6 protein-coding genes are annotated in these 4,149 nt (G+C 57.3%); 1 reads left to right on the top strand and 5 read right to left on the bottom strand.

Features of this window, described 5'->3' with window-relative positions; translation table 11 throughout:
* On the bottom strand, positions 1 to 337 hold a 337-nt coding region (locus AC1DRJ_RS20405; protein ID WP_477803739.1), incomplete at its 3' end, for a cytosine permease.
* Between the two features lie 145 nt (positions 338 to 482).
* Between AC1DRJ_RS20405 and AC1DRJ_RS20400 the strand changes: the two genes are divergently transcribed.
* Complete coding sequence (locus AC1DRJ_RS20400) at positions 483 to 1,385, top strand: LysR family transcriptional regulator (RefSeq protein ID WP_477803738.1); 903 nt, start codon at positions 483 to 485, stop codon at positions 1,383 to 1,385.
* A gap of 86 nt (positions 1,386 to 1,471) precedes the next feature.
* Here the strand turns inward: AC1DRJ_RS20400 and yecR are convergent, their stop codons facing one another.
* From yecR to ggt, 4 genes are all read right to left on the bottom strand, one after another.
* Complete coding sequence (gene yecR, locus AC1DRJ_RS20395; protein ID WP_477803737.1) at positions 1,472 to 1,942, bottom strand: YecR family lipoprotein; 471 nt, start codon at positions 1,940 to 1,942, stop codon at positions 1,472 to 1,474.
* 168 nt (positions 1,943 to 2,110) lie between these two features.
* Positions 2,111 to 2,287 (bottom strand): hypothetical protein, encoded by a 177-nt coding sequence (locus AC1DRJ_RS20390; RefSeq protein ID WP_477803736.1) that lies wholly within the window; start codon positions 2,285 to 2,287, stop codon positions 2,111 to 2,113.
* A gap of 170 nt (positions 2,288 to 2,457) precedes the next feature.
* Positions 2,458 to 2,991, bottom strand: coding sequence for a cysteine hydrolase family protein (locus AC1DRJ_RS20385; RefSeq protein ID WP_477803735.1), 534 nt, complete (start codon positions 2,989 to 2,991; stop codon positions 2,458 to 2,460).
* Between the two features lie 68 nt (positions 2,992 to 3,059).
* Positions 3,060 to 4,149: gamma-glutamyltransferase (gene ggt / locus AC1DRJ_RS20380; RefSeq protein ID WP_477803734.1), on the bottom strand; the 1,090-nt coding region annotated here is incomplete at its 5' end.

Below are 4,149 nucleotides of genomic sequence, written 5' to 3'. Positions count from 1 at the left end.
GGATTACCCCGCGATACCCGAACTGGGCGCGGGACTGGATCATTTGCGGCAGGCCCATTTCCGGACCTTGCGAGCCGTGAAAGGCCATGAAGATGGTGCCGAACATAATGCCCAGCGCACCGGCCAGCATCGTCCACAGTGCCGACAAGCCGAGGCTCGGGCCGACAAAACCGATGGAGATGGTGAAGAAGTGGAAGTTACCGAGAAACCAGAAAGGCCCCTGGCTGCAGAGTTTGGCGTGACGTTCGTTTTCCGGAATGTAATCGATCGAGTGGCCTTCGATGGCCAACCCGCTGCTCGATTCGAGGGCGTGCGCAGACTGTGAGGACCCTGACATACGAATGTTCCTATGCTGAGATTGTTGTTTTTATGGGCAAAGCGCCGGTTTCATTGCAATGTAGGGCGTTGGTCAGGGCAGTTAAATATCGCAGTCGCACTGTTTACATAGACCCGCGTCTATGTGGCAAACCTCGGAGGCACACATGCTGGGCACTGTATCGGAGCTGGATCTGCGTTTGATCCGGGTTTTTCTGACCGTCGTTGAGGCGGGCGGAATCTCGGCCGCGCAGACCGCGCTCAATACCACGCAACCCACCATCAGCGCGCAGTTGGCGACGCTGGAAGCGCGGGTGGGATTTCGCTTGTGCGAGCGCGGGCGCGGCGGGTTTTCGGTGACGCCCAAGGGTGGCCAATTTGTCGAAGCGGCCCGTCGGTTACTGGCGGCGGCCGAGGGCTTTCGGGTTGAAGTGCAGCACATCAATCGCAAGGTGTCGGGGAATATCAACATCGGCTTGCTCGGTCAAATCGATCCGTCCGCCAACAAGAACATTGCCCTGGCCATTGCCCGTCTGCGCTCGCGGCATGAGGGGCTGTACTTCCACTTCACCGAACTGTCGTCTTCCTTGCTGGAAGAGAAAATCATCAACGGCCACATCGATCTGGCCATCGGTTATTTCTGGCACCGCTTGCCCAATATCGATTACTACCCGTTGTTCCAAGAAACCCAAATCGCCTACTGCGCACCGGCGCATCCGCTGTTCGAGCACGTGGGTGCGCTGAGCCGCGATGACGTACGCGATTACGATTGGGTCTGGCCCAGCCACCCCTTGCCGGAAATGCCCGCGCCCACGTCCATCGAGCGCTTGACGGTGCTCACCGACAGCATGGACGGCGCCGCCCTGCTCATTCTGTCGGGCCAGCATTTGGGCTTTCTGCCACAGCACTACGCGGCCAAACATGAAGAGATGGGGCAGTTGCATCCACTGAATACGGAGCAGTTGCGCTACGAGGTTGGCTTCCATGCAGCGGTTCGCCATTCGGCGCGGCAACGGGAGGTGGTGGGTGCGTTTCTGGCGGAGTTGATTGAGATTTTTGCAGTGGGGTAATCAAGGGACGAAAATATATCTGTCCCCCTTTCAGTCCAGGGAGTTTCAGAGAAACTGAACCACACCATAAACCAGCGTCGACCGCATTATTCAGCCATGATCGCCTGATACTGCTTCTGGTACTCGGCATAGGGAAGGTGTTGATCCATCAACGCTTTCACGCGCGATTCCTTGTATTGAGCAGGAGTCAGCATTCCAACCGGAACCGACGGGAGCGTAGACGCTGAGGCTTGAGTAGGCGGTGTGATGTTTCCGATGCATTGATATTTGACGATCATCTGGCCAGCGGTGCAATTACCCCAGCCATCGCGGACCTGGCAGTTCTGGGTTTGCCCACCGAAAGGTTCGGCGCGTGTGTAACCCCAAACCGCACATTTGTTGTTTGCAATTGACTCGGCTTGCTTATAGTCAACGACCGGCGTCTCAAAGGGTTTGAAATCATAAGCCATATCGATCGAGCCATCCGCACGGCTCCCGCCGGTTGCGTAGAAGTCTTTACGGCTGGAGCAGCCTGTTACCACAACAGCCAGAATGACCAGCAAAAGTAGCTTACGCATGGAGGAAACACCTTCAGATATAAGAAAAGTACAATGACGGCAATGCGCCTTACAGCTGTCTACAAAAATGACAACGGGAGGTGGTGAGTGCCTTCCTGGCGGAGTGGATCAGGATTTTTGCAGCCGGGAAATCAAGGGACGAACATAGATCCGCCCCCTTTCAAACCCTCAATGTTCTTCGAGCACGCCGAAGCGTAGGTCGTTGGCCACGTAATCCGGATGGAAGACATCCTGATCGAGCTGGAACAGCTCTTTGTACTGCTGCGGACTCTCGTTGGATGGGCCGTCGGGGCTGACACCGATTAGCTCGGCGAGAAGATCGCCGATCAGTTTTTCTACGCTCATTTTGTTGTTCTCTTTACGACTGAAGGTCTGTGCGGTCGAGCCGTCGAATTGCGGGGCTTGCAGTGCAGTTCGTGAGAAGAGTTTACAGACGGGGGTGTTTTCAATTTTTCAATCGGCGACAGCGCTTTTTCATTTCATGACAATTCGTGTCCGTTGATCCGGCAGTGGTTTCAGATGCGGATCTCACCCGCCGGCATGACATCAATCCGCGCCACTGAACCGGTCAAGTGTGCGAGATCCTTGTTGTGCTCGGCGATGATGTCTTCGGCGCTTAGATTGCCGTTGTCGACGGTGGAATGCGCATCCGCCGCCAGCACCACGTCATACCCCAGTTTCAGCGCCTGGCGCACGGTCGCGTTAACGCAGTAGTCGGTTTGCAGCCCGCAAATGATCAGGCGCTCGTAATCCTCTCTCGGCAGCAGGTCTTTCAGGTGGGTCTGGTAGAACGAATCCGGGGTGGTTTTGCGTAAGCGAATATCCTCGGGGGCGTTCTCCAGCGCTTCGGCCAGTTGCCAGCCAGCGGTGTTGTGTATCAGAGGACCGTCCGCTTCTTCGTGCTGAATGAACACGACCGGCACCCCGGCGATCCGGGCACGGATGCTCATGTGGTTGATGTTTTCGATGACGCGATTGATTTCAAAGCACTCGTACTCGCCAGCGCATAGTGCTTGCTGGACGTCGATGATTAACAGCGCAGTGGCCATGATTCGCTCCTTGAACAATCAGTGAATCAGGGGACGAAAACAGCTCCGCCCCCTTTCAAACTCAAGCGTTAGTAGCCAAGCGACAGCCCGGTGTTGCGACGGGGATCGTTGGCGCCGTAGAAGCGGTTTTTGCCGACCGGCTTGCCTTCCAGTGRAGGCGCGCCGACCAGGATCGCCGCGACGTGGTTGGCATCCTGTGGCCCGGCAAATTTATGCCCCCAGCTTTCGAGGATCTTCACCGTGTCCGGACTGGTGGTGAAGGTCTCCAGGTTGGTTTCTTCCGGCAACCACTGCTGGTGGAAACGCGGTGCGTCCACTGCTTCCTGGATGTTCATGCCGTAGTCGATGACGTTGAGCATGGTCAGCAAGGTGGCGGTGATGATGCGACTGCCGCCGGGGGTGCCGACGACCATCACCACCTTGCCGTCCTTGGTGACGATGGTCGGGCTCATCGACGACAGCGGCGCTTTGCCAGGGGCGATGGCGTTGGCCTCCCCTTGCACCAGGCCGTACATGTTCGGCACACCGATTTTCGCAGTGAAGTCGTCCATTTCGTCGTTGAGGATGACCCCGGTTTTGCTGGCCATGACACCGGCGCCAAACCAGTCGTTGAGGGTGTAGGTCACCGACACCGCGTTGCCCCATTTATCGACGATGGAGTAGTGCGTGGTGTTGCTGCCTTCATGGGGCGCTACCCCGGGTTTGATCTCACTGGACACGCCAGCCTTTTGCGGCTGGATCGCGRCGCGCAGTTGGGTGGCGTAGTTTTTGTCCAGCAGGTGCGCGATCGGGTTTTTCACAAAGTCCGGGTCGCCGAGGTAGCTGTTGCGGTCCACATACGCGTGGCGCATCGCTTCGATCTGATAGTGCATGCCTTGGGCCGAGTGATACCCCAGGTCTTTGATCGGGTAGCCTTCGAGGATGTTCATGATCTCGCAGATCACCACCCCGCCGGAACTTGGCGGCGGAGCCGAGACCACGTGGTAGCCACGGTAGTCGCACTCGATCGGCGCCAGCTCGCGGGTTTTGTATTTGTCGAGGTCGGCCTGGGTAATGATGCCTTTGTTGGCCTGACTGGAGGTGACAATGGCGTCGGCGACCCAGCCTTTATAGAAGCCATCGGCGCCCTTCTCGGAAATTTCCTTCAGGGTCTTGCCC

The sequence above is a fragment of the Pseudomonas sp. P5_B2 genome (assembly GCF_056400445.1).
Note: the sequence above shows the minus strand (reverse complement) of the source record. Positions and strands in the feature narration are given on the sequence as shown.